Here is a 22935-nt window from a genome sequence, read left to right as displayed (position 1 = left end):
CGAGCGCTTCTACAACCCGCGGCGGCGTCACTCGACGCTTCAGTACCTCAGTCCAGTACGATTCGAGGAGCTACACGGAGCTGCCGTGTAGCAAATAGAAGTGTCCGGAGAATCGGGGGCAGCCCAGTTCCGCCATCGGTCCCGCATTCCTGCCGGGCGCCGGGTGTCTGAGCGACATCCTTCACGGCATGGGCTATCGCAACGTCTTTCTGGGCGGCGCTCCGTCGTCGTTCGCCGGGAAGGGCAGGTTCCTGCGCGATCATCACTACGACGAGGTCCACGGCCGGGAGGAATGGGAGAGGAGGGGATTGCCCAAGGAAGCCTTCAACTTCTGGGGTCTCTTCGACGAGGCGCTGTACGCGCAGGCCAAGACCAGGCTGGCGCAGTTGCACCGCTCGGGACAACCCTTCAATCTCACGCTGCTGACGCTGGACACCCACAACCCCGACGGCTTCCTCTCGCCGGGGTGCCGCCGCCGCGGCGTCGCGCGTTTCGAAGCGCTGGTCGAGTGCGCCAGCGACCAACTGGCGGATTTCCTGCGCTTCATCGAGCAGGGCGGCTACCTGAAGGACACGAACGTGGTGGTCATCGGGGACCATCTGGCGGTGCACAACGCCGTGGACGCCACGCTGCGTCAGGCGCGTGAGCGGCGCATTTACAACCGGTTCATCGCACGGGACCTGCCGCCGAAGAACACCGAGGTCATCCTTCCCTTCGACCTGTTCCCGTCCATCCTCGAATTCATCGGAATCGATGTCGAGGGCGATCGCCTGGGCCTGGGGTACTCCGCGTTCAATGCTCCCGCTACCGGCCGCCCCGACGGGCGGCTCGTCGGGTTGACGCTGCCCTCGCTGGCAGGATCCAGCAGTTACGGCCGGCTGTGGTCGGCGCCGCCGGCACCGTGAGCGGCCAGCTGCTCACTCCGTCGCCACGTAATGCCCCGACTTCCCGCCCTGCTTCTCCAGCAGGCGCACGCCGGTGATCGTCATGCCGCGGTCGACGGCCTTGCACATGTCGTAGATGGTGAGCAGGGCGACGTTGACGGCGGTGAGGGCTTCCATTTCGACGCCGGTAGGGCCCACGGTCTCGGCGGTGGCGGTGCACGCGACGGCCGATCCGCCGGCGCCGCCCTTTTCCACCAGGAACTCGATCGCGACGCGGGTCAGGGCGAGCGGGTGGCACAGGGGAATCAGCTCGCTCGTCTTCTTGGCCCCCTGGATGCCGGCGATGCGGGCGATCCCCAGCACGTCGCCTTTCCTTGCCGTGCCAGCCTCGATGATTGCCAGAGTGGCCGGCAGCATCTCGATGCGGCCGCCCGCCACGGCTACGCGCCGGGTCGCCGGCTTGGCGCCGACGTCCACCATGTGGGCCTGTCCCTGGGCGTCGAAATGGGTCAGCGAGCTCATCTGTAAAGGAAAACGAACGATTGACGGTGTTGCCGCATCATACGGTCATGAGCAACTGGAAAGGACGGCTGGCAGCCGGTACGGTTCTGGGCCTGGCGCTGCTGGCGGCGCTGCCCGCGCGCGCGCAGATCCCCACCCTCGGCGACACCAGCGACATGAACGCCAGCACCGAGCGCAAGCTCGGTGAGCGAATCGCCCGCGAGCTGTACCGCGATCCGGACTACATCGACGATCCGATCCTCGACGAATACGTGCGCGGCATCTGGGCGCGGCTGCTGGCCGCCGCCCGCACCCGCGGCGAGCTGACGGCGGAACTCGACGAGCGCTTCGCCTGGCAGGTGCTGCTGGGGAAGGACCGCAGCATCAACGCCTTCGCGCTGCCGGGCGGCTGGCTGGGACTGCACCTGGGGCTGGTCAGCGTCACCGCGACGCGCGACGAGCTGGCGTCGGTGCTCGCGCATGAATTGAGCCACGTCACGCAGCGCCACATCTCGCGGCTGATGACGCAGGAGAAGCGGCAGGCGCCGTGGGTGATCGGCGCCATGATCCTGGGCGCGCTGGCGGCCTCCAAGAACCCGGAGGCGGCGAACGCGCTGGTGACGGGCGGCCAGGCGCTCGCCATGCAGAACCAGCTGAATTTCTCGCGCGACATGGAACGCGAGGCGGACCGCATCGGCTACGGCGTGCTGACCCAGGCCGGCTTCGAGCCGCAGGGCTTCGTCGCGATGTTCGACAAGCTGCAGCAGGCCTCGCGGCTGAACGACAACGGCAGCTTTCCCTACCTGCGCACCCACCCGATGACCACCGAGCGGTCGGCCGACATGCAGTCGCGCCAGCAGCTCGCCGCGCGCCAGGGCTCTCCGGCGGCGGACCTCGTGCACGCGATGATGGTCGGCCGAGCGCGCGTGCTCTCGAACCCGGGCGTGGACGTGTTGCGAGGCTATGTCAACGACTCGCGGGCCGACGCTGCGGCGCCGCAGGCCTTGGCCCGCCAGGCCACGGCCCTGTACGCCGCGGCACTGGCGAGCGCGAAGCTGCGCGACTACCCGGCAGCGCGCAAACTGGCCGGGACGCTCGCGGATGCGGTACGCGGCGATGCCGAGGCCGCTCGAGTCGCGTCGCTGCTGGCGGCCGAGATCGCGCTGGAGGGCGGCACGCCGGCGCAGGCGCTCGCCCTGGCGGACGCTCCCCCGACGGCACGGCCGGAGCTGCTGTTCGCGTCGCAGGCCCGCATCGCGCGCGGCCGCCCCGCCGAGGCGGCCGAGCGGCTGCAGACCTGGGTGGCGCTGCACCCGCGCGACGCCCAGGCCTGGCAGCTGCTGGCTCGCGCGCACGCGGCGCAGGGGCAGCAGCTGCGGGCGATCCGCGCGGAGGCCGAAGCGCAGGTGGCGCACCTCGATTACGAGGCGGCACTGGACCGGTTCAAGGCGGCCCAGGAACTCGCGCGGCGTGGCACCCGCGCCCCGGGCGACCACGTCGAGGCATCGATCATCGACAGCCGCGCGCGGCAGGTGGAATCACTGCTTCGAGAACAGGCGCTCCAGCGCTGACTCGATCACCAGCCCGAGCACCGAGTACAGCAGCGAGCCGACCAGCGCGGCGACGAAGCCGCGCACCTGGAAGCCGTCCAGCACGCTGGCGGCCGCCCAGAACATCAGGGCGTTCACGACGAACAGGAACAGGCCCAGCGTGAGCACCGTCACCGGCAGCGTCAGCACCAGCAGGATCGGCCGGACCACGGTGTTGAGCAGGCCGATGACGAACGCCGCGATCATGGCGGCGCCGAAACTCCGGACCGCCACGCCGTCGTAGACGTACGCCACGAACAGCAGGGCGGCGGCACTGAGCAGCCACTTCGCCAGGAGCTTGATCATGGCGCCAGCATAGCACCGCGACCGGACGCGCCCGGCCGCCGGCAGCAGCGCCGCGGCCAGGCGTGCGGAAGACGGTCAGGCGGTGCTGGCTGCGCGCCGGGACTGCAGCCAGCCGGCGGTCAGCACGCCGGCGATGGCAATCGCATACAGGGCCCAGCGCGCCGGCGCCGACTGGTCGAACACGCCGTCCAGCAGCGGCTCGCCGACGATCATCTTGGCGGCGGTGAATGCCAGCACGGCCGCGCCGGCGCGGATGATGATGGGGAAGCGCTCCACCAGCTTCAGCACCAGCGTGCTGCCGAACACGACGATCGGCACGCTGACCAGGAGGCCGATGACGACGAGGTCGAAGGAGCCGTGCGCGGCACCGGCGACGCCCAGCACGTTGTCCACGCCCATCAGCGCGTCGGCGACGATGATGGTCTTCATGGCGCCCCAGAAGGTGCTGACCACCGGTCCGTGCTCTTCGCCGGTGTCGGTGTCGGCCAGCAGCCGGTAGGCGATCCAGACCAGCCCCAGCCCCCCGACCAGCATCAGCCCCGGGATCTTGAGCAGCCAGACCACGCCCACGGTCATGGCGGAGCGCACGGCAATGGCTCCCACCGTGCCCCAGACGATCGCCTTGCGCTGCAGGGCGGGCGGCAGGTTGCGGGCCGCCAGCGCGATCACGATCGCGTTGTCGCCGGCGAGCACCAGGTCGATGAGGATGATGGCCAGCAGGGCGGACCACCAGGCGGCTGAGAGAAACTCCATGTTTTTGGCTCCGAGGCAAGTTCGTACGGGAACCCTGGCCAGGCGCGGCGGCACGAGCTGTGAGCCCCGAAGAGGAAGCGAGCGCGTTCGACCGCACCTGGTTCAGGTGCAATCGAAGGTCTTGCCCGGCGCCGGATGAACCGTTGCACGCCCGGCAGGCCGGAAGCCGTGGCTTCGTATTGACGACCTGCCGCTGACCTGAAGGCTGGCGGCACCGGCGAGCGGGGCCTTCCTTGCGGGTTCAGGGTGGAGCTACTCCCCTTCGTGCCGCGATTAGATCACAGGCGCGCGAAACGTGCGGGCGGCCGGACGCTATCATGGCCGCCACTTCCCGCCTGCCGTGGCCGACATCCACATCACCGACATCGAGGCCGCCATCAACTTCTGGCGCGCCCGGCGCCGCGGCGCCGATGGCGTCGAGCTCGGGCCCGAGCTGCGGGCGCTGGCCGAGGTCTATGCGCTGCTGGCGGTTCGCCGGGCCGACGCGATCGACGAGCGGGCCCTGCCGGCGCCGGCGCGCGCGGCCTGGGACGCGTGGTACGAGACGACGCCGGATACGCCGTGCATCGCGATCTGTTCAACGGCGCAGGGCGACGCGGTGTGCAAGGGCTGCGGGCGGACTTTCGACGAGGTGCAGCACTGGCCGGCCCTCGGCGCGGTGCAGAAGCGGCAGGTGTGGCGCCGCATCACGGAGCAGGGCGAGGCCTGGCGCTTCAACCGCTACGCCGAACGTGCCGCCGCAGGCACCGCGGCCACGGGTGCCTGAGCGATGCGCCGGCTCACCCAGGCTCCCAACATCGCGATTGCCGCGCTCTGGGTGGAGGCGTTGCGCCAGGCCGGCATCGAGGCCAGCGTCCAGCGCTACTTTCTCGGTGCCGCGGCCGGCGAACTGCCGCCCGACCAGTGCCTGCCCGAGATCTGGGTGACCGACGACCGGCAGGAGCTCGCGGCCCGCGCGCTGTTGCACGACCTGTCGCACGTGCCGCAGCGGCGCTGGCGGTGTGCCTGCGGCGAACTGGTGGAAGGCGGCTTCGAGCAGTGCTGGAACTGCGGCCGCCTCATGCCTTGAGCCGCCTCACTTCCAGCGCACCGGCTCCACGTGCACGCTGGCGGCGCCGTCGCTCAGCGTCAGCCCGCCTTCTTGCACCGTCGCCTGCAACTGCATCGAGCGTTGGGCCAGCGCGGCGAGCTCCTGCGACGCCGGCGAAGGGATGCGCCAGACGCTCAGGTTGCGCAGGCGGGCCACCTTCGATTCGATCCCGCGCCACCAGACCTCGGCCGCGTGATGGAAGCAGTAGACGCGCACCTGGTCGGCCTTGCCGCAGGCTCGCACCAGCGGCTTCTCGTCGGGCTGCCCGACTTCGACCCAGAGCCGCGTCGCGCCGGTGAAATCGCGCAGCCAGACATCCGGTTCGTCCGGGTCCGACAGGCCCGCGCCGAAAGCCAGCGTGCCGTCGCCGCCGCACAGCGTCTGCAGCAGGTGCGCCTCCAGGGCCAGCGCGGACAGCCGGATCATCATCCGCTCGTCGGTCTCGCTCGGATGGCGGGCAAGCGTCAGGGCATGGTCGGCGTAGTAGCCGTGGTCGATGTCGGCGATCGCCAGCTGCGCCTTGAAGATGGTCGACTTCAGCGCCATGCGCGCTCCTCGCGGGTGCCGGCGCGTGCCAGGGCCATCCTCACGCCCGGCGCGCCAGTTCGGCGGCCTTGCCGGTGTAGCCGGCCGGCGTCAGCGCCAGCAGCCGCTCCTTCTCGCCCTCGGGGATCTCCAGCGAGCGGATCAGCGCGTGCAGGTCCTCGGCGCGCACGGTCTTGCCGCGCGTGACTTCCTTGAGCTTCTCGTAGGCGCCGGGCACCGCATAGCGGCGCATCACGGTCTGGATCGGCTCGGCGAGCACTTCCCAGGACGCGTCGAGGTCCTCGGCCACGGCGGCTTCATTGAGCTGGACCTTGGCCAGCCCGATGCCCAGCGAGTGGTAGCCGAGGGCCGCATAGCCCAGCGCCACGCCCATGTTGCGCAGCACCGTCGAATCGGTGAGGTCCCGCTGCCAGCGCGAGATCGGCAGCTTCTCCGAGAGGTGCCGCAGCAGCGCGTTGGCCAGCCCGAAGTTGCCTTCGGCGTTCTCGAAGTCGATCGGATTGACCTTGTGCGGCATGGTGGACGAGCCGATCTCGCCTTCGCGCAGCCGCTGCCTGAAGTAGCCCAGGCTGATGTAGCCCCACATGTCGCGGGACCAGTCGACCAGGATGGTGTTGGCGCGGGCCACGGCGTCGAACAGCTCCGCCATGTAGTCGTGCGGTTCGATCTGGATGCTGTATGGCTGGAACGTGAGTCCCAGGCCCACGGGTTCGGGCGTCTCGACCACCTTGCGGCTGAACGACTCCCAGTCGAAGTCGGGCCAGGCCGCGAGGTGGGCGTTGTAATTGCCCACGGCGCCGTTCATCTTGGCCAGCAGCTTCACGCCGGCGATCCGTTCGCGCGCCGCCGCCAGCCGCACCACGACGTTGGCGATCTCCTTGCCCACGGTCGTGGGGCTCGCCGTCTGGCCGTGGGTGCGGCTCAGCATCGCCACGTCGGCCCAGTCGTGGGCCATCCGGCGCAGCGTCGCGATCAGACCGTCCAGCGCCGGCAGGATCACCTGCTCCCTTGCGCCCTTGAGCTGCAGCGCATGGCTCGTGTTGTTGATGTCCTCGCTGGTACAGGCGAAGTGGACGAACTCGCCGGCGGCCTTGAGCTCCGGCCGCGCGTCGAATTTCGACTTGATCCAGTACTCCACCGCCTTGACGTCGTGGTTGGTGGTCTTCTCGATCTCCTTGATCGCCAGGCCGTCGGCCTCGGAGAAATTCTTCACCAGGCCCAGCAGGTAAGTGCGGGCACCGGGCGTGAGCGGCCGGAACTCGGCGAAGCCGGCGTCGCTGAGGGCGATGAACCAGCAGATCTCGACCTGCACCCGCTTGTGCATGTAGCCCTGTTCGCTCATCAGCGGGCGCAGCGGGGCGAGCCGCCCCGCGTACCGCCCGTCCAGCGGCGACAGCGCGGAAATCGTGGAAAGCGTCATGCCGGGGATTGTAGGTGCCGCCCTGGGCGGGGCCCGCGTGCCTCGCGGGCAGGCGGCGGGTGGCGCCCCCACTGCTGCGGCCGGGCGCCGTCGGTAGAATGACCGCAACGCCAGAACTCGAACGTCCTCAAGAGAGTGTCCATGAAACTGATCGGATCCATGTCCAGCCCCTACGTGCGCAAGGTGCGCATCGTCATGGCGGAAAAGAAGCTGGACTACGAATTCGTGCTGGAGGACGTCTGGGCCGCCGACACCACCATCGCCCAGTCCAATCCGCTCGGCAAGGTGCCTTGCCTGGTGATGGAAGGCGGCGAGGCGCTGTTCGACTCGCGCGTGATCGTCGAATACCTGGACACCTTGTCGCCGGTCGGCAAGCTGATTCCGGTCGTCGGACGCGAGCGGGCGGAGGTCAAGACCTGGGAGGCGCTGGCCGACGGCGTGATGGACGCCGCCATCCTGGCGCGGATGGAAGCGCACTGGCCGGGCCGGGCGCAGGGCGAGCGCAGCAAGGCCTGGATCGACCGCCAGGTGGGCAAGGTCAACGCCAGCGTGAAGGCGATGAGCCAGGGGCTTGGCGACAAGCCGTATTGCGCCGGCATCTACCTGAGCCTGGCCGACATCGCGGTCGGCTGCGCGCTCGGCTACCTCGATTTCCGCTTCCCGGACATCGACTGGCGCGGCAGCTACCCCAACCTCGCGAAGCTGCAGGACAAGCTGATGCAGCGCCAGAGCTTCATCGATTCGAAGCCGGCCTGAAGCGGCCGGCTCCCTTCCTCGCCGGCCGCAGGCGCCGGGCCTGCGGCGCCGCGGGAATAAAGATGCTGCGAAGCGCCCCGGAGCGAAGGAGGAGGGAGGGAGGAGGAGAAGTGTCGCTCCGGGATTGCATCCGGGCGGTCCCGGAAGGCTTCGCAGCAAGAAACGGATTCGGGCTGCCCGGCAGCCCGGGCAGGTCCGCAGTAGGAGTGGATCGCCGGCGCGTGGTTCCAGGGCGGCCGGCGGCGCCCCGGTAAATCTTTGTGAAGGCGCGTCGCGCCTGCCGCGGCGGGGTTATCCACCGCCGCATAGAATTGTCGGCCTTCAGGAAAGACGCCAATGCTGTACCCCGAACTGTTCAAGCAACTCGAGTCCGTCCGCTGGGACATGGACAAGGACATTCCCTGGGACTCATTCGACGCGGCGAAGCTTTCGGACGAGCAGGCCCGGACGATCAAGATGAACGCCATCACGGAGTGGGCCGCCCTGCCCGCGACCGAGATGTTCCTGCGCGACAACCGCGACGACAGCGACTTCTCCGCTTTCATGTCGATCTGGTTCTTCGAGGAGCAGAAGCACTCCCTGGTGCTCATGGAGTACCTGCGCCGGTTCCGCCCCGACCTCGTGCCGACCGAGGCGGAACTGCACGAAATCCGGTTCGAGTTCGAGCCGGCCCCGGCGCTCGAGACGCTGATGCTGCATTTCTGCGGAGAAGTGCGCCTGAACCACTGGTATCGCAGGGCGTCCGAATGGCACACCGAGCCCGTGATCAAGCACATCTACCAGACCCTGTCGCAGGACGAGGCGCGCCATGGCGGGGCCTACCTGCGCTACATGAAGCGGGCGATCGCCAGGTGCGGCAACGAGGCGAAGGCGGCGTTCAGCAAGGTCGGCGTCCTGATGGCGAGCGCGCGCCGCACGGCGCAGGCGCTGCATCCGACCAACCTGCACGTCAACAAGAACCTGTTCCCGCGCGACACCATCCAGTCGCGCCTGCCCGACCCGCAGTGGCTGGAGCACTGGCTCGACAAGCAGATCAACTTCGACGCGGCGTGGGAAGGCAAGGTCGTCGACCGCATCCTGCACAACATGAGCCTGCTGCTCGATCGCAGCTTCAAGAGCGTGCAGGAGCTCAATCGCTACCGCAAGGAGCTCACGGCGACGCTGGCGGCCGCGGGCGCCGCGCCGGTGGCCAAAGCGGCGTGACACCCGCCTTCCTCGACAAGATCGTGCCGCGCGAGCAGGCGGCGGCTCGCGTCGCCGCGCTGCCGCAGCCCGTGGTGTTCACCAACGGCGTGTTCGACGTCCTGCACCGCGGCCATGTGCTGTATCTCGGCCGCGCGCGCGAGCTGGGCGCCAGCCTCGTCGTCGCCCTCAACACCGACGCCTCCGCGCGGCGCCTCGGCAAGGGGCCGGACCGGCCCCTGAACAACGAGCAGGATCGCGCCGTGCTGATGGCCGCCCTGGAACCGGTGAGCCTCGTCACCTGGTTCGAGGAGGACACGCCCTTGCAGCTGATTGGCGAGCTGCGGCCGGCCGTGCTGGTCAAGGGCGGCGACTACGACATGAGCCGCCTGCCGGAGGCGGCCCTGGTGGAAAGCTGGGGCGGCCAGGCGCTCGCGATCCCATTCGTCGACGGCTATTCGACGACCGCGCTGGTGGCGAAAATCAGGGGCTAGGAGCCGGAGCCGACGGCGCCGGGCCGCCCAGCAGGAAGTCCAGCACCACGGCGCACCAGGCGCCCACCACCGCGCCCGCGAGGTGCGAGGCATACACCAGGTTCACGCCCCAGCCCGGATCGAAGGCGACCGGTTGCGCCCAGCCGCGCTCGGCGAGCAGTTTCAAGGCCATGCCGCCGAAGAGGATCGTCGCCAGCGCCTGCAGCGTCGTGCGGCGCATCAGGTGGACGCCCAGCACCGCTGCAGCGGCGTGGATGGTCCCGTCCAGGCCGGCGTAGCTGGTCACCTGCGGCCACACCAGCAGGGCCAGCGTGGTGAGCGGCCAGGCGAGCGCCAGCGCGAGCGCCGCGAGCGCGCCCGCGCCCAGTGCCGCGCCGGCGACGGCCAGCGCGGCGACGGCCAGCAGGTTGCCGGCCAGCGCGCCGGCCGAGGTATGCACCCAGGCCGCGGTCCACAGCGTCCACGGCTGCCGGATCCAGGTCCCGGCCTGCCAGGCCATCGGCTCGACGGCGACGTCATGAAACGGCGGCACCAGGCCGCGGGTGGCCGCCGTGGCGACGGCGCCGAGGCCCAGGGCGCCGCAGATCGCGAGCCAGGACCTCAAGCGGCGCTTCCCCTGCCGGCGCCCTGGTCCGGCGGCGGCGAGGGCGGAGCGCGGTGGCCATGGCGCCGGCGCAGCCGCTGGACGCTGCGTCGGACCCACTGCTCCAGGTCGTCCATGTAGGTGAACACCACCGGTATCACCAGCAGGCTGAGGACGGTGGACGTGATGAGCCCGCCGATCACCGCGATCGACATCGGCGAGCGGAAGCTCGGGTCGGCGGTGCCGATGCCGATGGCGATCGGCAGCATGCCGGCGCCCATGGCGATGGTGGTCATGATGATCGGCCGCGCGCGCTTGTGGCAGGCGTCCAGCAACGCGGCGAAGCGGCTCATGCCATGGTCGCGGCGGGCGACGATCGCGTACTCCACCAGCAGGATGGAATTCTTCGTGGCGATGCCCATCAACATCACCAGGCCGATCAGGGACGGCATCGAGAAACTCTTCTGCGCCAGCAGCAGGCCGACGAAGGCCCCGCCCAGCGACAGCGGCAGGGCGGCGAGGATGGTCACGGGGTGCAGGAAGTCCTTGAACAGCAGGACCAGCACGACGTAGATGCACAGCACCCCGGTCAACATCGCCAGCCCGAAGCTGGCGAACAGCTCGCCCATCACTTCGGCGTCGCCGACTTCCACCACTTTCACGCCGGCGGGCAGGTTGCGCACCGACGGCAGCTGCTGCACCGTCGCGGCGACGTCGCCGAGCGGCAGCCCCGACAGCTCGATCTCGAAGTTGACGTTGCGCGAGCGGTCATAGCGGTCGATCACGGCCGGCCCGCCGGCCAGTTCCAGCGTCGCCACCTGGCCCAGCATCACCGGCCCCCGCGTGCCCGGTACGGCCAGCCGCTCCAGCACCCGCAGGTCCTGCCGCGCCTGCTCCTCGAGCTTCACGACGACCGGCACCTGGCGCTGCGAGAAATTCAGCTTGGCCAGCGCCGTCTCGTAGTCGCCGGCGGTGGCGATGCGCAAGGTATCGGCGATGGCGGCGCTGGTGACGCCGAGATCCGCGGCCCGCGCAAAGTCGGGACGCACCGCGATCTCGGGCCGGATCAGGCTGGCGGTGGAGGCGACGCTGCCCAGGCCGGGGATCGTGCGCAGGTCGCGCTCGACGGCGCGTGCCGCCGCCCCGAGGGCATGCGGATCCTCGCCCGTGAGCACCAGGATGTATTTCTCGCCCGAGCCGCCCAGGCCCACCTTGCTGCGCACGCCGGGCAGTTGTTCCAGCACGCGCCGGATCTCGTTTTCGATGCCCTGCTTGCGCGGCCGCTCGTCGCGCGGGGCGAGCAGCACCGTCAGCGTCGCCTTGCGCGCCTCCGCCGCGCCGGTCATCGCGAACGGATCGCCGCCGGCGGCGCCGCCCCCGATCGTCGTGTAGACGCTGCGCACGTGTTCGACGCCCATGAGCCGCGCCCGCGCCTGTTCGGCGACCGCCTTGGTCTGCTCCAGGGTCGACCCCGGCGCGAGTTCCAGGTAGACCTGGGTCTGCGAGTTGTCGTCCGGCGGGATGAAGCCGGTGGGCAGCAGCGGGATCAGCGCCACCGACCCGAAGAAGAACAGCGTCGCCAGCACCATGGTCTTGACCCGGTGGCGCATGCACCAGTTCACCCAGCGCATGTAGATGCGCAGCCAGCGCGGCTCGGCCACGGCGCCGTGCGCCGGCTTGAGCATGTAGGCGGCCATCATCGGCGTGAGCACGCGCGCGACCACCAGCGAGGCGAACACCGCCAGCGCCGCCGTCCAGCCGAACTGCTTGAAGAACTTGCCCGCGATGCCGCTCATGAACGCCGTCGGCAGGAAGACGGCGATCAGCGTGAACGTGGTGGCGATCACCGCCAGCCCGATTTCGTCGGCGGCTTCCATCGCCGCCTGGTACGGCGTCTTGCCCATGCGCAGGTGGCGCACGATGTTTTCCACTTCGACGATCGCGTCGTCGACCAGGATGCCCACCACCAGCGACAGCGCCAGCAGCGTCACGACGTTGACCGAGAAGCCCAGCAGGTACATGCCGAGGAAGGCCGGGATGACCGACATCGGCAGCGCGACGGCGGAGACGAAGGTCGCGCGCCAGTCGCGCAGGAACAGCCACACCACCAGCACCGCCAGCGCCGCGCCTTCGTACAGCAGGTGCAGCGAGCCTTCGTACTCCTCCTGGACCGGGGTCACGAAGTCGAACGCCTGGACCAGTTCGATGTCGGGCCGCTGCCGCTTCAGCTCGGCCAGTGCCTCGTGCACCGCCGCGCCGACGGCCACCTCGCTTTCGCCGCGGCTGCGCGCCACCTCGAAGCCGACGACCGGCTTGCCGTCCAGCAGGGCGGCGGCGCGCGGCTCGGCGATGGTGTCGGTGACGGTCGCCACCTGGTCCAGCCGGATGCTGCGCCCGTCGGACAGCGGCACCTGCAGCGCGGCCAGCTCGCTGGCCGTCCGCACCGTGGCGAGCGTGCGCACCGGCTGTTCGCTGCCGCCGAGGTCGGCGCGGCCGCCCGCGGTCTCGGTCTGCACCTGCCGCAATTGCCGCGAGATGTCGGCCGCGGTCGTGCCCAGCGCCTGCAGCCGTTGCGGATCGAGCGCCACGCGGATCTCGCGGTCCACGCCGCCGACGCGCGTCACGGCGCCGACCCCCCGCACCGCCAGCAGGCGACGCGTGATGTCGTTGTCGACGAACCAGGACAGCGCTTCCTCGTCCATTCGGGGCGATGCGATCGTGAAGGCGAGCACCGGCTGGCCCGCCAGGTCGATCTTGCTCACCACCGGGTCGCGCAGGTCGGCCGGCAGGTCGCTGCGCACGGCGGCGATCGCCGAGCGCACGTCGTCGACGGACTCCTGCACCGGCTTTTCCAGCCGGAATTCGGCGGTCACGGTGACCACGCCGTCCTGGACCTTGGTGTAGATGTGCTTGAGGCCCTGCAGCGTGGCGATCGAGTTCTCCAGCTTGCGGGCCACGTCGGTCTCGAGCTGGCCCGGCGCCGCGCCCGGCAGCGCCGCCGTGACGCGGACGCTGGGCAGGTCGATGTCGGGGAAGTTCTGCACCTTCATCGCGCGGAACGACATCAGCCCCGCGAACGTGAGCAGCAGGAACAGCAACACCGCCGGGATCGGGTTGCGGATCGACCACGAGGAGACGTTCAGCATCGCCGCCCTTCTAGCGAGCGGCCGATGCGGCCGATACGCTGGCGCGGGCGGCGCTGCCGGGCGCGACCGCAGGCGTGGCCGCCTGGTCCGTCACGCGCACGAGGTCGCCGTCGTTGAGAAAGCCGGCGCCGGCGGCGACGATGCGCGCATCGGGCGCGAGCCCCTGCACGATGGCGACGCGGTCGCCGGCGATGCGGCCGGTCTCCACCTTCACCTGCGTGACCCGGTTGTCCGGATTGACCCGATACACGTAGCTGAAGCCGTCGCGCACGACCACCGACTGCTGCGGCACCGTCAGCGCCGGCGCCGCCCCGAGATCGAATTCGCCGCGCGCGAACATGCCCGCGCGGGCGCTCGCGGCCATTCCCGGCAAGGGCTTGACGTCCACGTAGACCAGCGCGGCCCGGGTCTGCGGATCGACCGTGGGCCCGATCATGCGCACGCGGCCTTCCAGCCGCGCGCCGCTGGCCGCGGTGACGAGCGCCCGCGTGCCGACCGTCAGGCGACCCAGCTCCGAGGAAGTGACCTCGGCCCGCCACTCGAGCCGGCCCTGGCGGATCAGGCGGAACAGCTCGGTGCCGGGTGCCACCACCGCCCCGACGGTCGCCGTGCGCGACGAGATGATGCCGCTGTCGGGCGCATTCACGGTGGTTTGCGCGAGCCGCACCCGCTGCGCCTGCAGCTGCGCGCGGGCGGCCTCGACCCGGGCGCGCGCGGTCTGCTCCGCGGTGAGGTACTGGTTGATCTGGGAGGCGCTCAGCGCGCCGGTCCCTTGCAGCGTGCGCGCCCGCTGCGCGTTGTTGGCGGCTTCGGCCGCGGCCGCCTCGGCTTCGGCGAGCGCGGCGCGCGACTGCGCCAGGTCCGCCTGCACCGTGTCGCCGCTCAGCACGGCCAGCACCTGGCCCTGGCGGACCCGGTCGCCGACGTTGGCGCGCACCTGCGTCAGGCGCAGCCCCGCGGCTTCCGCGCCGACGCTGGCTTCCTGCCAGGCCATGATGTTGCCGTTGGCGGCCAGCGTCGTGGGCAGGCTCTCGCGCTGCGGCTGCACGGTCGCCACGGTAAGCGCCGGCCGCACGGTGGCCGCCGGCGGGGCCGCGCGCTCGCCCAGGAAGAACCACGCGAGGGCGGCGACGCCGGCGAGCACCAGCAGGGCGAGGATCAGCGGTTTGGGTCGGATGTTCTTCATGGAGTGATCAGGAGCCGGTGGCCAGCGCCGTCGGCGCAACGGGCGCGCTCCAGCCGCCGCCCATGGCGCGGTAGAGCGCGACCCAGGCCGCGAGCCGTTCCTGCTGCAGGGCGAGCAGCGCGGTTTCGGCGGCGAGCGCCACGCGGCGCGATTCTTCGAGTTGCGGCAGGCTGGCCAGCCCGCTGTCGTAGCGGGCCTGGGTGGCCGCCAGCGAAGCGGCGTAGCCCTCGTAGGCGGCGCGTGCATCCTGCTGGCGCGCTCTGGCGCTCTCCAGCTGCACCAGCGCCTGCTCGACCTCGCGCACTGCCTGGCGCACCCGGGCCGCGTACTGCGCGGCGGCATCCGCATGGCGCGCCCGCGCCGCGTCGACGTTCGCAGCGCGGCGGCCGCCGTCGAACAACGGCACCGACAGCGCCAGCGGGCCGATCGACCAGGTCTGCAGGTCGGCGGTGACGCCGCCGACGCGCGCGCTGCCGGCCGCGATCGAGCCGGCGAGCGTCAGGCGCGGCAGGCGCTGGGCCTGCGCGATCCCGACGTCGGCGCCGGCCGCTGCCAGTTCGCGTTCGGCGCGGTAGACGTCGGGCCGCTGCGCGAGCAGGGCCGCGGGCACCGCCGGCACCGCCGGGATCGCGCCGGCGGGCTCCTGCCACGGCGTGGCCAGGCGCTCGCGCAGCAGCGGTTCCGCCATGCCGCTCAGCGCCACCAGCGCCTTGACTTCGACGTCGCACTGCGCCTGCTGCTGCGTCGCGCGCCGGGCGGCGTCCGCGGCGCTGGCGCGGGCCAGCGCGGCGTCGGCCGGCGCCGTGAAGCCGGCCCGCGCACTGAGGCCGGCCAGCCGCGCGGTCTCGCTGCGGGACCCGGCGTCACGCCGTGCCACCAGCACCTGCCGCTCGCAGCTGCGCAAGGCCAGGTAGCTGTTGGCCGTCTCGGCCGCGACGGCCACGCGCGCCTCGTGCCAGCCGGCCTCGGCGCCCTCGAGGCGCTCCTGCGCGGCGCGTGCCGCCTGGCGGTTGGCGCCGAACAAGTCGATCTCCCAGGCCGTCTGCGCGCCGAGCTGCACGGTCGTGGCCAACGGCGCCGGCGGCTGGTTGCCGCGCGCGGCGGCGGCGTTCGCATCGAGCGTCGGCAGCAGCGCGGCGCCGGCGGCGACGCGCTCGGCGCGGGCCTGCCCGATGCGCGCGGCCGCGGCGGAAACGGAGGGGCTGGCGGCCTGCGCCGCGGCCACCAGGTCGGCCAGCAGCGGATCGCCAAGTTGCTGCCACCACGCCGCCAGGCCCGCCACGGTGCCGGCGTGCGGCAGCGGCGCGTGCCACTGCGGCGGCGGCGTCAGGGGCGGGGCGGCCGGCGGCGCGGCCGCGCAGCCGGCAAGCAGGCACGCCAGGGCAAGGACGGAGACTACGGGTTGGATCATGGCGGTGGCGCGCACGGGCGCGCAGTGCCGGCGCCTCGCACACGGCAGCCCGCAAGCCTACCACCGCGCGAGCGCGCCACGGTTCAGGCGAAAACGGCCGACCAGAGCGCGCGGATGGCCTCGCGCTGCGGCTGCGCCGCGTCGGCGGCCAACTGGGTCGGCTCCTCGTTCAGGCGCGCCTGGTGCTGCACGCGACGCAGTTCGCGATAGGCGTCGGCAGCCGCCCGGCCGACGCCGCGAGGCAGCAGCCCCGCCTGCTCCGCGCGGACCAGCAGCGCGATGTTGCCGAGATTCGGGATGAGTTCGCGGTGGGCCCCGGCCTGCGACAGCACCAGGAACTGCACGGCGAATTCCGCGTCCACCATGCCCCCGGGGCTGTGCTTCACGTCGAAGCGGTCCGGCTTGACCGGATGGGCCGCGCGTACCTTCTCGCGCATCGCCATGATCTCCGCGCGCAGGGCGGCCCCGTCGCGCGGCGCCGTGATGACCGCTTCGCGCACGGCATCGAAGCGCTGGCGCAGGCTGCGCGCGGCGGCCGCCGGCGACGGCTGCGCGGCGTCGAGGGGCGAGGCCATGTCCTCCTCGCCGAGCACGAACCGGGCCCGCGTCATCGCTTGGTGCTCCCAGGTCCACGCCGTGTTGCTGCCGCGCCGTTGCTGGTAATTGGCGTAGGCCTCGAAGGTGGTGATCAGCAGGCCGGAACTGCCGTTGGGCCGCAAGGCGGTATCGATCTCGAACAGGTCGCCTTCGGCGGTCTTGGTGCCGAGCCAGATGACGAGCTTGCGCACGAACCCGGCATACACCTCCGGCGCGCGCTCGTCGTCGTCCTCGTAGACGAAAACGATGTCAAGGTCGCTGCCGTACCCCAGTTCCTTGCCGCCGAGCTTGCCGTAACCGATGATCGCGACCCGCGGCGCCTCGCGGTGCCGCTGCTTCAGGCGCTGCCAGCACCAGCGGGCCGTCACCCGCAGCACCGCGTCGGCCAGGGCGCTCAGGTCGTCCGCCACCTGCTCCACGGTGAGCTGGCCCTCGACGTCGCGCGCCAGGATGCGGAACACTTCCGCGTGGTGCGCGCGCCGCAGCAGGTTCAGCAGCGCCTCGTCGTCGTCCTCGCCGGTGCGCTGCAGCGCCTCGCGCCGCTGTTCCAGTTCGCTCTCGAAATCGGCCGCGGCGAAGCGCTCGGAGAACAGCTGGTCGCTCGCCAGTTCGTCGATCACGCCGGGATGCTGCATCAGGTAGCGCGCCGGCCACTTCGCCGCGCCGAGCAGCCGCAGCAGCCGCTCGTGCACGCCGGGGCGTTCCAGCAGCAGCGCCAGGTAGCTCTCGCGGCGCAGGAGCGGGTCGATCCAGTCGGCCATGCGCAGTGCCGCCGCTTCGCTCACATGTCCCTGTTCGACCCATTGTCCGGTGCGCGCGACCAGCCGCGACAGGCGCGCGCGGGCATCCTCGCGCAACGCCATCACCCGCGGCTGCCGCTGCCACTGCGCCACCCGTTCGCGCAATTGCGGCGGCAACTGTTCCAGCAACTGTTCCAGGTCGGGCGCGCGCGCCGGCTGCTGCGCGCCGTTGCAGCCCTTGCACTCCTGCGCTCCGCCCAGCAGCCGGTCGAACTCCTGGGCGACCAGTTCGCGGTGGCGGTCCAGTTCGTGCAGGAAGGGGCAGCAGTCGGCAAAGCCCATGCTGCGGGCGATCCAGGTCAGGTCGCCGTCGTCCTCGGGCTTGCCGCACATCGGCAGCACATGGGTCTGCTGGTCGTCGAGATACTGGATGCGGTGTTCGACCCGGCGCAGGAATTCGTAGGCCTGCGCCAGCCCCTGCGCGGTCGCGGCGGGCATCAGGCCGGCGGCCGCGACGCGCGGCAGCGCCTGCAGCGTCGGGCGGGTGCGCAACTCCGGGAACTGGCCGCCCCGCACCACCTGCAGCAGCTGCACGGTGAATTCGATCTCGCGGATGCCGCCGCGCGAGAGCTTCACGTCGTTGGCCCGTTCCGGCCGCCCCGCGCTGCGGCGCGCGGCGTGCTCGCGGATCTGCCGGTGCAGCCCGCGCAGCGATTCGAACACGTTGTAGTCGAGGTAGCGGCGGAAGACGAACGGCAGCACCGCGCCGCGCAGCGCCTGGGCCGAACCGCCCTCGATGCAGGCGCGCGGCGCGACCACCCGGCTCTTCATCCAGGCAAAGCGCTCCCACTCGCGTCCCTGCACCTGGAAATAGTCCTCCAGCGCGTCGAGCGACACCGCCGGCGGCCCGGAATTGCCGTTGGGACGCAGCGCCAGGTCCACGCGGAACACGAACCCGTGCTCGGTCGGCACGCCGATCAGGCCGTAGACGGTCTTGACGGCCTGCGTGAAGTATTCATGGTTGGAGATGCGGCCGCGCCCGCCTTCGATGCCGGCCGTCTCGCCATCCTCGTCGTACACGTAGACCAGGTCGATGTCGCTGGAGACATTGAGCTCGCGGGCGCCGAGCTTTCCCATGCCGACCACCCACATCTCGGCGCGCCGTCCCTGCGCGCCCAGCGGGGCGCCGTGCCGCTCGTCGAGTTCCTCGAAGGCCTGGCGGCACGCGGTGTCGAGGGCGAATTCGGCCAGGTCGGTCATGGCCCGCGTGACGTCGGCCAGCGGCGCGCCGTGGTCGCAATCGAGCACGACCAGCCGCTCCAGCACCAGTTGCCGCAGGATGCGCAGCGCCGTGCCGGCGTCGTCGCCGCGCGCGCGCAGCGCGTCGTACACCTGCGCCATCTGCGGCCGGCGCGGGGTGCCCGCGGGCAGCAGCGGCAGTTCGGCCGCATAACGGCGCCGCAGGCGCGTGGCGAAGCGGGAATGGGCCGACAGCGGCGGCACGGGCGGTGACATTTCCGTGCCCTGCGGCAGTGAACCCGGCGCAGCCCCGGCGGTCATAATTCCTGCCACATCGAAGTTCTCATGTACGACTCGCCGACTCCGTCACGTCCGCTGAAGGCTTATGCCGCCGTGGCGAAGTGGTCCCTCTGGCTGCTCCTGGGCGCGTGGCTGGTGCTCGTGCTGGCCTGGGGCGCGCTGCATGGCTGGATTGTGCCCCGGATCGGCGAGTTTCGCCCCCGGCTCGAAGTGGAAGCCGGGCGGGTGCTGGGGGTACCGGTGCGCATCGGCAGCATCGAGGCCCGCAGCGAGGGCCTGGTGCCTTCGTTCGAGCTGAGCGACGTGGTGCTGCTCGACCCGCAGGGCCGGCCCGCGCTGCGGCTGCCGAAGGTGCTCGCGGCGCTGTCCCCGCGGTCGCTGTGGAACCTGGGGTTCGAACAACTGCTGATCGAGCGGCCCGAGGTGGACATCCGGCGTGCGGCCGACGGCCGCCTGTTCGTGGCCGGCCTGGACTTCTCGCGCAGCCACGACGACGGCCGCGCCGCCGACTGGTTCTTCCGCCAGACCGAGTTCGTCATCCGGCAGGGCATCGTGCGCTGGACCGACGAAAGCCGCGGCGCGCCCCCGCTGGCCCTCGCCGGCGTCGACCTGGTGATGCGCAACGGCGCGCGGCGCCATGCCATGCGGCTGGACGCGACGCCGCCGGCGGAATGGGGGGAGCGCTTCACGCTGCGCGGCATGTTCCGCCAGCCGCTGCTGTCGGTGCATGCGGGGCGCTGGCAGGACTGGGTGGGACAGCTGCACGGGGACTTCACGCGGGTGGACGTCTCGCAGCTGCGGCGCTACGCGAATGTCGGCGTGGAGGTCGCCGCCGGCCACGGCGCGGTGCGCGCCTGGGCCGACGTCGAGCGCGGCCAGCTGGTGGGCGGCGTGGCCGACGTCGTGCTGTCCGACGTGAACGCCACGCTGGCACCGCACCTGCAACCGCTCGCCCTGCGCTTCGTCGCCGGGCGCGTCGGCGGCAAGCGGCTGGCCGGCGGCTTCGAGGTGCAGACGCAGGCGCTGCAGTTCGAGACGCAGGAAGGCCAGCGCTGGCCGGGCGGCAACGTTTTCGTGCGCTGGACGCAGGGCGAGGGCCGCCAGCCCGCTCGTGGCGAACTGCGCGCCGACAAGCTTGACCTGCTGGCCCTGAGCCAGGTCGCCACCCGCCTGCCGCTCGGCGACGCGTCGCACGCGGCGCTGCTCGCGTATGCGCCCAAGGGCGTGGTCGAGACCTTGCAGGCCTCCTGGCAGGGACCGCTGGACGACCTGCAGCAGTATGCGGCCAAGGGCAGCGCGACGCGGCTGGAGATCGCGGCGCAGCCGGCGGTGGCCGCGGCCCCGGGCCAGCCGGCTGGCGCCGGCACGCCAGGCATCCGTGGCGCGGCGCTGGAGTTCGACCTGACCCAGGCCGGCGGCAAGGGCCGGCTCGCGATCCGCAACGGCGCCGTCGAAACGCCGGGGGTGTTCGAAGATCCCGTGATCCCCCTGGCCGATCTCGCGGCCGACCTCCAGTGGAAGATCGACGGCCAGGCCATCGAAGCCACGGTGAGCAACCTGAAATTCAGCAACGCCGACGCCGTCGGCGAGGGACGCGCCAGCTGGCGCACCGGCGCCGCGCCGGGCGCCCGCTTCCCCGGCGTGCTCGACCTGCAGGCTGGCATCAGCCGCGCCAACGGCGCCCGGGTGTACCGCTACCTGCCGCTGGGCGTTCCCAAGAGCGCCCGCGACTATGTGCGCGAGTCGGTGCTGCAAGGGACGGCCACCGGGGCGAAGTTTCGCGTCAAGGGCGACCTGAGCCGCTTCCCGTTCGCGGACGGGCGCGACGGCGAATTCCGCGTCACCGCCGACGTCCGCGACGTGACCTATGCCTACGTGCCGCGAAGCGCCACCGGCAGCGGCCCGCACTGGCCGGCGCTGATGCAGTTGGGCGGGCAACTGGTGTTCGAGGGCAACGGGATGCAGGTCAAGGGCGCCGCCGGGCGGCTGGCCGGCGCGCCCGGCCTGGCCGTCAAGGCCGACGCGCAGATTCCCGACTTCAACGCCACGAACGTGGCCGTCGCCGGCGAGATCCGCGGCCCGCTCGTCCAGGCCCTCGCCATCGTGAACGGCTCGCCGGTCGCGGGGTTCACGGCGCACGCGCTGGACCGCGCCAGCGCCACCGGCCCGGTGGAAGTGAAGTTGAAGCTGCACTTGCCGGTCGCCGCGCTCGAGCAGTCCAAGGTGCAGGGCAGCGTGACGCTGGCCGGCAACGACATCCAGATCACCCCCGACTCGCCGCTGCTGGCCCGCTCCCGCGGCGTCGTCACGTTCAACGAAAACGGCTTTGCGCTGGCCGGAGCGCAGGCGCGCGCGCTCGGTGGCGACGTGCGCCTGGATGGGGGCAGCCGCGGCCAGGCCGGCGTGCCGCTGCCGGCCGGGTCGGACGCGACCATCGCGCTGCGGGCGCAGGGAACGGCCACCGCGGAGGGCTTGCGGCAGGCGAAGGAGCTCGGTTTCGTGTCGCGGCTGGCGCGCGACGCGTCGGGCGGCGCCGCCTACCAGCTCAATCTCGCGTTCCGCCGCGGCATTCCGGAGATCACCGTGACCAGCACCTTGCAGGGGCTGGCGCTGAACCTGCCGCCGCCGCTGGCCAAGCCGGCGGACAGCACGCTGCCGCTGCGCTACGAGAACGTGCTGGTGCCGGGCGGCGCCGGCGGCGCGCGGCTGGACCAGGTCGCGGTGGACATCGGCCGGCTCGCTTCCATCGTCTATGTGCGCGACATCGCCGGGCCCGAGCCGCGCGTGCTGCGCGGGGCCCTGGGCGTCGGGCTGGCGTCCGGCGAATCGGCGCAGTTGCCCGAGCAGGGGGTCACCGCGAACATCAATTTCGCGAGCATCGATTTCGACGCCTGGGAGCGGGTGCTGGGCCGCGTGGCCGGCGACGGCGGTGGCTCCGCGCCGGCCGGACAGGCACCTGCGGCCGCCGGGGCCTCCGGCTACCTGCCCAACGTGATCGCGGTGCGGGCGCGCGAACTCACCGTGGAGGGCCGCACGCTGCACGACGTGGTGGTCGGCGGCTCGCGCGAGGGCCCGCTCTGGCGCGCCAGCGTCGACGGCCGCGAGCTCAATGGCTTCGTCGAATACCGGCAGCCCGCCGGCGCCGGCGCCGGCCGGCTGCACGCGCGGCTGGCCCGGCTCGCCGTGGCGGCGGCGGCGGCGTCCCAGGTGGAGAGCCTGCTCGACGAGCAGCCGGAGAAGCTGCCGGCGCTGGACATCGTCGTCGACGACTTCGAGCTGAAAGGCAAGAAGCTGGGGCGGCTGGAGATCGAAGCCGTGAACCGCGGGCCGGGCGCGGTGGCACGCGAAGGCGGCATCCGGGAATGGCGCCTCAACAAGTTGCGCATCGTCACGCCGGACGCGGAATTCAGCGCCACCGGCAACTGGGCCGCGGCCGGCGCCCAGCCGGTGCCCCCGGGCGGGCCGCGCCAGGGGCCGCTGCCGCCGGGCGAGCGGCGGCGCACGGCGATGAACTTCAAGCTGGACGTCGCCGACTCCGGCCGGCTGCTCGCGCGCTTCGGCATGAAGGACGTCGTTCGCCGCGGCCGCGGCCGGATGGAAGGGCAGGTGGCGTGGGTCGGCTCGCCGCTCACGATCGACTATCCGTCGCTGAACGGCAACTTCTTCATCAACATGGAGGCCGGGCAGTTCCTGAAGGCCGATCCGGGCCTGGCCAAGCTGCTGGGCGTGCTCAGCCTGCAATCGCTGCCGCGGCGCCTGGCACTCGATTTCCGCGACGTGTTCACCGAGGGCTTCGCCTTCGACTTCGTGCGCGGCGACGTCACCATCCAGCAAGGCATAGCCGCCACCAACAACCTGCAGATGAAGGGGGTCAACGCCGCGGTGCTGATGGAGGGCCGCGCGGACATCGCGCGCGAGACGCAGGACCTGAAGGTGGTGGTGGTGCCGGAGATCAACGCCGGCACGGCGTCGCTGGTGGCGACCATGATCAATCCGGCCATCGGCCTGGGCAGCTTCCTCGCGCAGCTGTTCCTGCGCCAGCCGCTGATGCGCGCCGCCACCCAGGAATTCCACATAGACGGCACCTGGACCGAGCCGCGCGTCACCCGCGTCGGGCGCGGCGCGCCGGCGACGCAGGCGCGCGAAGGCGAAGGCCGCACCGAAACCGCCCGCGAAACGCCGGCGAGGACCAACTGACATGTTCACCCGCAG

Annotated in this window: 18 protein-coding genes; 8 read left to right on the top strand and 10 right to left on the bottom strand. The window is 71.5% G+C overall.

The features are described 5' to 3' along the window. Positions 1–134 precede the first annotated feature (134 nt). A complete protein-coding gene (locus tag RAMLITH_RS25025) occupies positions 135–905 on the top strand; it encodes a sulfatase-like hydrolase/transferase (RefSeq protein WP_337786209.1) in 771 nt (256 codons plus the stop codon). A 12-nt stretch (positions 906–917) separates the two neighbouring features. On the opposite strand, the gene moaC is transcribed toward RAMLITH_RS25025, so the two are convergent. Further along, a complete protein-coding gene (gene moaC / locus RAMLITH_RS25020; RefSeq protein ID WP_168110191.1) occupies positions 918–1406 on the bottom strand; it encodes a cyclic pyranopterin monophosphate synthase MoaC in 489 nt (162 codons plus the stop codon). A gap of 47 nt (positions 1407–1453) precedes the next feature. Here moaC and RAMLITH_RS25015 point away from each other — a divergent pair, with 47 nt between their 5' ends. Beyond that, positions 1454–2956 carry a M48 family metalloprotease gene (locus tag RAMLITH_RS25015; RefSeq protein WP_168110190.1) on the top strand — a complete coding sequence of 501 codons (1503 nt, stop codon included), beginning with the start codon at positions 1454–1456 and terminating at the stop codon, positions 2954–2956. Here the strand turns inward: RAMLITH_RS25015 and RAMLITH_RS25010 are convergent. Beyond that, a complete protein-coding gene (locus tag RAMLITH_RS25010) occupies positions 2924–3280 on the bottom strand; it encodes a phage holin family protein (protein ID WP_168110189.1) in 357 nt (118 codons plus the stop codon). The genes RAMLITH_RS25015 and RAMLITH_RS25010 overlap by 33 nt on opposite strands. Positions 3281–3355: 75 nt before the next feature. Continuing rightward, positions 3356–4033, bottom strand: a complete 678-nt coding sequence (locus tag RAMLITH_RS25005) for a TerC family protein (protein ID WP_168110188.1) — start codon at positions 4031–4033, stop codon at positions 3356–3358. A 340-nt stretch (positions 4034–4373) separates the two neighbouring features. On the opposite strand from RAMLITH_RS25005, the gene RAMLITH_RS25000 reads away from it, so the two are divergent. Together RAMLITH_RS25000 and RAMLITH_RS24995 are read left to right on the top strand one after the other, a co-directional pair. Beyond that, the gene (locus tag RAMLITH_RS25000) at positions 4374–4799 is read left to right on the top strand and encodes a DUF3717 domain-containing protein (RefSeq protein WP_168110187.1); all 426 of its coding nucleotides are present in this window, start codon (positions 4374–4376) and stop codon (positions 4797–4799) included. A 3-nt stretch (positions 4800–4802) separates the two neighbouring features. Continuing rightward, a complete protein-coding gene (locus RAMLITH_RS24995; RefSeq protein ID WP_168110186.1) occupies positions 4803–5102 on the top strand; it encodes a putative signal transducing protein in 300 nt (99 codons plus the stop codon). Positions 5103–5108: 6 nt separating this feature from the next. Here the strand turns inward: RAMLITH_RS24995 and RAMLITH_RS24990 are convergent, their stop codons facing one another. Beyond that, positions 5109–5669 (bottom strand): YaeQ family protein, encoded by a 561-nt coding sequence (locus RAMLITH_RS24990; RefSeq protein WP_168110185.1) that lies wholly within the window; start codon positions 5667–5669, stop codon positions 5109–5111. 40 nt (positions 5670–5709) lie between these two features. Further along, a complete protein-coding gene (gene purB / locus RAMLITH_RS24985; RefSeq protein ID WP_168110184.1) occupies positions 5710–7089 on the bottom strand; it encodes an adenylosuccinate lyase in 1380 nt (459 codons plus the stop codon). Positions 7090–7230: 141 nt separating this feature from the next. On the opposite strand from purB, the gene RAMLITH_RS24980 reads away from it, so the two are divergent. The 3 genes from RAMLITH_RS24980 to rfaE2 all read left to right on the top strand — a co-directional run bounded on the left by RAMLITH_RS24980 (position 7231) and on the right by rfaE2 (position 9521). Continuing rightward, positions 7231–7845: a glutathione S-transferase N-terminal domain-containing protein gene (locus RAMLITH_RS24980; protein ID WP_168110183.1), complete on the top strand. Its 615-nt coding sequence runs from the start codon at positions 7231–7233 to the stop codon at positions 7843–7845. A gap of 336 nt (positions 7846–8181) precedes the next feature. Further along, a complete protein-coding gene (locus tag RAMLITH_RS24975; protein WP_168110182.1) occupies positions 8182–9048 on the top strand; it encodes a ferritin family protein in 867 nt (288 codons plus the stop codon). Beyond that, positions 9045–9521 (top strand): D-glycero-beta-D-manno-heptose 1-phosphate adenylyltransferase, encoded by a 477-nt coding sequence (gene rfaE2 / locus RAMLITH_RS24970; RefSeq protein ID WP_168110181.1) that lies wholly within the window; start codon positions 9045–9047, stop codon positions 9519–9521. The genes RAMLITH_RS24975 and rfaE2 overlap by 4 nt, the downstream gene beginning before the upstream one ends. Here rfaE2 and RAMLITH_RS24965 read toward each other — a convergent pair. The 5 genes from RAMLITH_RS24965 to glnE form a co-directional block, all read right to left on the bottom strand. Further along, a complete protein-coding gene (locus RAMLITH_RS24965) occupies positions 9511–10125 on the bottom strand; it encodes a rhomboid family protein (protein ID WP_168110180.1) in 615 nt (204 codons plus the stop codon). The genes rfaE2 and RAMLITH_RS24965 overlap by 11 nt on opposite strands. Further along, on the bottom strand, positions 10122–13247 hold the full coding sequence (locus RAMLITH_RS24960; RefSeq protein WP_168110196.1) for an efflux RND transporter permease subunit: 3126 nt from the start codon (positions 13245–13247) through the stop codon (positions 10122–10124). The genes RAMLITH_RS24965 and RAMLITH_RS24960 overlap by 4 nt, the downstream gene beginning before the upstream one ends. 13 nt (positions 13248–13260) lie before the next feature. Beyond that, positions 13261–14436 (bottom strand): efflux RND transporter periplasmic adaptor subunit, encoded by a 1176-nt coding sequence (locus tag RAMLITH_RS24955; RefSeq protein ID WP_168110179.1) that lies wholly within the window; start codon positions 14434–14436, stop codon positions 13261–13263. 7 nt (positions 14437–14443) lie between these two features. Continuing rightward, positions 14444–15847, bottom strand: coding sequence for an efflux transporter outer membrane subunit (locus RAMLITH_RS24950; protein ID WP_168110178.1), 1404 nt, complete (start codon positions 15845–15847; stop codon positions 14444–14446). Positions 15848–15930: 83 nt separating this feature from the next. After that, on the bottom strand, positions 15931–18744 hold the full coding sequence (gene glnE / locus RAMLITH_RS24945) for a bifunctional [glutamate--ammonia ligase]-adenylyl-L-tyrosine phosphorylase/[glutamate--ammonia-ligase] adenylyltransferase (RefSeq protein ID WP_168110177.1): 2814 nt from the start codon (positions 18742–18744) through the stop codon (positions 15931–15933). Between the two features lie 24 nt (positions 18745–18768). On the opposite strand from glnE, the gene RAMLITH_RS24940 reads away from it, so the two are divergent. After that, entirely contained in the window at positions 18769–22920 is a 4152-nt protein-coding gene (locus tag RAMLITH_RS24940; protein WP_168110176.1) for a YhdP family protein, read from the top strand. Positions 22921–22935: the final 15 nt, after the last annotated feature.

This window comes from Ramlibacter lithotrophicus (genome assembly GCF_012184415.1).
GTDB lineage: Bacteria > Pseudomonadota > Gammaproteobacteria > Burkholderiales > Burkholderiaceae_C > Ramlibacter > Ramlibacter lithotrophicus.
The sequence above is the reverse complement of the archived record's forward strand: the minus strand, read 5'-3'. Positions and strand labels throughout refer to the sequence as shown.